The organism is Streptomyces sp. NPDC048483 (assembly GCF_040651455.1).
Taxonomy (GTDB): Bacteria; Actinomycetota; Actinomycetes; order Streptomycetales; family Streptomycetaceae; genus Streptomyces.
Genome location: NZ_JBEZJZ010000225.1, coordinates 1 through 3,932, shown reverse-complemented (window position 1 = coordinate 3,932; position 3,932 = coordinate 1). Strand labels below are relative to the sequence as shown.

The following is a 3,932-nucleotide window of genomic DNA, read 5'->3' as shown; positions in this document are numbered from 1 at the left end:
GATCGCCGCCAGCCCCGTCGGCTCTGCCTCGTCCGACGGGCAGGGCAGCAGGCCGGCTGATCGTCATGTACCAGCACGGGCGCCACCGCGCCGTGCTTGGCGCGCAGTTCTTCGTACAGGGCCATGGGGTCGTGCTCTGCGGCCGGACCGTAGAGGCGCTGCGGTCCGTCCTGCCCCAGGCCGTGGGCCGGGCACCCGGGCGGCGGGAGGAAGGGAGGCGTGCTCATGAGGACTCCGTTGCAACGAGGGAGTGCAGGTAATGCATGAGGGAAATCAGGACGTCACGACTGGAGTCGCGATGCCGCGCATCGCATGACATCAGGGGTACGTGTGACGGGAGGTCGAGGGCACTGCGGAGTTCCTGCAGCGAGTGTTCTGGAGCCCCCGCAAAGGAGTTCACCGCGACGATGAAGGGCACGCCGCTCTCTTCCAGGCGGCCCATGACGTCGAAGCTGTCCTCCAGCCGACGGGTGTCCACCAGCACCACCGCGCCGAGAGCACCTTCGAACAGCCCGTTCCACAGGAACCAGAATCGCTGCTGACCTGGGGTGCCGAAAAGGTAGAGGACGAGTTCGTCGTTGATGCTGATCCGGCCGAAGTCCATGGCGACGGTGGTGGCCGTCTTGTGCTCCACACCTGCGCGGTCATCGATTCCGGCGCCGGCCTGGGTCATGGTCTCTTCGGTGGTCAGCGGCCGGATCTCGCTCACCGATCCGACCATGGTCGTTTTGCCGACCCCGAATCCACCCACGATCACGACCTTGACCGCCGCGGACGCCGTGTGCGGGAGCCGCTCCTCGTTGGGGGGCTCTGCGAGCTCAGAGCTTTTGAAGGCCATGGATCACCTTTTCGATGAGGGCAAGGTCGGGCAGATCCGCTGGCGGTACTGGTGGGCGCGTAAGCACCTGTTGCTCGTCCAGCAGGTCGCTGATCAGGACGGTGACGACACTCACCGGCAGTCCTATGTGGGCGGATATCTCGGCGATCGAGAGCGGGGTCTGGCACAGGTTGAGGATCGCCACATGCTCTGGCTGCATGCCGGCCGTGGCGACCGTCCTGGCCACGATCAGCGTGACCAGGTCGAGTTCGTTGGATGCGGAGGAACGGCCACTGGTGATGACGTAGAGGCGCTCCGGCCATTCCTCCGTGCCGTCCTGGTGGGAGTCGCTCACCTGGTCTGCCCGTCACCGCGGGGCGGGCTGGTGATGTGAGCTCCGAGCCGCGCGATCAGGTCCCGCATGCGTTGGCCCATGAGCCCGGCGTCCACCCCGGCGTCGGCGAGCACCGCGAGGTAGGCCCTCGGGCCGGCCGCCATCAAGTAGAAGAAGCCACCCTCCATCTCGATGACCACCAGCCGCATCTTGCCCGCCTGGTGCGGAAGCTCGATGCCGACCGCACTGGCGAGGCTCTGCAAGCCGGAGCAGGAAGCGGCCAGCCGCTCGGCCGACTCGGTGGCCCCGCCGTGGTGTCCCATACGCAGTCCGTCTGAGGACAGTACGAGGACCGTGCGGGTCTGCGGCACGCTCTCCGCGAGGTCCTTGAGCATCCAGTCCAAGTTGGCCGTCTGCTGACTCACAGTTCTCCTCTCGGCGCGGCGGCGTCGTCGCCACCACTGCTGCCCTCCGCCGACAGTCCGGTCTTGAACGCGGCCAGCCACTCGCCGGGTGCCGGCTGTGATCCCTCCGCCGGCCGGGCGTCGCCCGCAGGTGCCGGCGCCTCTGACACTCGCTCTCTGCGTCGCCGCTGGGGGAGTCCGTTTGCTGTCCGCTCCATCGCTTGCGGCGCATCGTCGGCTCGAACCGCCGCCTGTGGCTTCACCGTCCGGCGAGGCAATACCTGACCCGGTTGGCTCGCTGCGCGCGGACCGGAGAAGGTCCCGATACCGTGCGCCACACCGGACGCCTCAGCCGCGCTGGTGATCAACTGCTGAGGAACCACCAGCACCACCCGCACGCCCCCGTAGGCGGATGTGCGCAGCGAGACCTGCAGACCGAACGCCTGGGTAAGGCGCCCCACCACCGCAAGGCCGAGCTGCGGGGTCTCTCCGAGGTCACTCAGGTCGATGCCCTGCTGCGCCTGTTCAAGGCGGCGCTCGGCCAGGTGCCGGGCCTGCTCGCTCATGCCCACACCGCCGTCCTCGATCTCCACCGCGACTCCGGACTGCACGTCCGCGGCCGTGAGGTGGACCTTCGTGTGGGGCGGGGAATAGCGCGTGGCGTTGTCCAGCAACTCCGCCAGCACGTGGATGAGCGGTTCGACGGCCGGCCCCACGACGGCACACTCCGTGCTGGTGCTCAGCTCGACCCGCTCATAGCCCACGATCCGCGACATCGCGCCCCGCAGCACGCTGTACAGCGGTACCGGCCGGTTCCACTGTCGGCCGGACTGGGCGCCGCCAAGTACGGCGATGGAGTCGGCGAGCCGCCCGGTGAGCGCGGTGTTGTGGTCGATCCGCAGGAGATCGCCGAAGACAGCGGGGTCCTTGCCGTGCCGGTCCTCCATCTCGCGCAGCTCTCGTGCCTGCTGATGGACGATCGCCTGCATACGCCTGGCCAAGTTCACCAGGGCCCGCTGAGCAGAGTCCCTCAGCCCCTCTTCAGCAGCCACAGCATCGATAACGGTACGCAGCACCGCCCAGTGGGCCTGCTGGAACTCGGAAGGCAGGCCGGTGTAGGAGCCCGCCCAGCGTGCCGTCAACCAGTTGAGAACCTCTTCCGGAGCCTCATTCAGGCGCAAACGCGTCAGCATCTCCGGCACCAGGCTGTCGGCCAGCCGCGCGGTTGCTTCGTGCTGCCGCACCGACGCAGCTGACTGCACTCGGCTGTCTTCCTGCAGTTGCGCAATCTGCCGATTCCGACGCACGGTCCCGCCGACGGCGCCGGCTACCGCGCCCACAGCCGTCACGCCGATCCAGACAGCCGCAGTGAACACGCGAGGTTCAACCAAGCTTGCCACCGTCACGGCAGCAACCACCGGTATGAACCATGCATACACCGCCACGGACGGCAATCTGGACAGCGACTTCTCCTGGACCATGAGCACCCTCAACCTGTGGGAATAGACGATCGTCCAAAGACCTGCGGGAGCGTATAGGCATATGCACAACGAAATTGGCGTAGCGTCAGCTGAACCACCGAGACGGGCGTAGCTTTCTCATTCCGGTGGCGGTCCTCGCCCCAAAGGGCGATACTGCGCGCCGCGACGTGGGGGACGGACGCGACCTTCCCGACTGCAACCGGCCACCCGCCGCACCAGGCCCCGGCGCAGGGCGTATGAGACCGCACGGCTACAACCCGCCCCTGAACAGGAGAATCTGCGCCCCGGCAACGGCCCCGGCAACGGCAACGGCACCGGCATAAGCACAGCCACGATGCCTACCGTCGGGTCGCGGTGGAGCCACGGCCCCGCGCCGAAGTGTCGGTGAAGGCTCTCCGACGAGTCACCCAAGGCCCACCGGACAGCCCCCGGGCCGCGACCCAGCCCTTCCCGTCCTTGCGGGCCCGGACGTCACGTTGACGCAGGGCCACGCACCCTCAGTTGAGCCGAAGTTGATCGTGACGCTGACCGGGACCAGTAGCGGCGAGGAGTAATGCCGCACGCATATCTATGCCGTGGATGCCGGCCCGGACGTCATACGTCCAGGACGGGCACGGTCGTCCCGGAAGCGGTCTCGTCGGCTGATGGAGCTTTCGCCGATCGGCTAGCTTGATCTTTAACCTTTGCGGCGTGGGCGAGGGATGGTCGACTTCTTCGTTTGCCGTTTCGGGGCGTCTGTTTTGCGGACGGTGTGTACGTCGTGGTGTGGGGTGGGCCGGGTGTTCTTGCGGCCGGGTGGCCGTCCGGGGCCGGGGCGGGAGGATTTCGGTGCTCTGGCCGGGCAGGTGGCCTTGGGGCGGAGGTGCCGGAAGTCGCGGCGGACACGGGCCGGGGTC

General features: G+C 67.7%; 4 protein-coding genes and 2 pseudogenes. All 6 read right to left on the bottom strand.

All coding sequences use genetic code 11. The features are described 5' to 3' along the window. A pseudogene (locus tag AB0D04_RS42305) lies at nucleotides 1–227 on the bottom strand (hypothetical protein); the annotation flags it as partial. Beyond that, on the bottom strand, nucleotides 224–838 hold the full coding sequence (locus AB0D04_RS42300) for an ATP/GTP-binding protein (RefSeq protein WP_362712780.1): 615 nt from the start codon (nucleotides 836–838) through the stop codon (nucleotides 224–226). The pseudogene AB0D04_RS42305 and the gene AB0D04_RS42300, both read right to left, overlap by 4 nt. After that, a complete protein-coding gene (locus tag AB0D04_RS42295) occupies nucleotides 819–1,172 on the bottom strand; it encodes a DUF742 domain-containing protein (protein WP_362712778.1) in 354 nt (117 codons plus the stop codon). The genes AB0D04_RS42300 and AB0D04_RS42295 overlap by 20 nt, the downstream gene beginning before the upstream one ends. Next, nucleotides 1,169–1,576, bottom strand: coding sequence for a roadblock/LC7 domain-containing protein (locus AB0D04_RS42290; RefSeq protein ID WP_362712776.1), 408 nt, complete (start codon nucleotides 1,574–1,576; stop codon nucleotides 1,169–1,171). Before AB0D04_RS42290 ends, AB0D04_RS42295 begins: the two co-directional genes overlap by 4 nt. Then, the gene (locus AB0D04_RS42285) at nucleotides 1,573–3,036 is read right to left on the bottom strand and encodes an ATP-binding protein (protein WP_362712774.1); all 1,464 of its coding nucleotides are present in this window, start codon (nucleotides 3,034–3,036) and stop codon (nucleotides 1,573–1,575) included. The genes AB0D04_RS42290 and AB0D04_RS42285 overlap by 4 nt, the downstream gene beginning before the upstream one ends. A 676-nt stretch (nucleotides 3,037–3,712) precedes the next feature. Continuing rightward, nucleotides 3,713–3,932 (bottom strand): annotated as a pseudogene (locus tag AB0D04_RS42280) (transposase); the annotation flags it as partial.

What these genes read in the sequence shown, in the direction of transcription:
- AB0D04_RS42300 (WP_362712780.1), bottom strand. Translation starts at nt 838, where the DNA reads ATGGCCTTCAAAAGCTCTGAGCTCGCAGAGCCCCCCAACGAGGAGCGG.
- AB0D04_RS42285 (WP_362712774.1), bottom strand. Translation starts at nt 3,036, where the DNA reads ATGGTCCAGGAGAAGTCGCTGTCCAGATTGCCGTCCGTGGCGGTGTAT.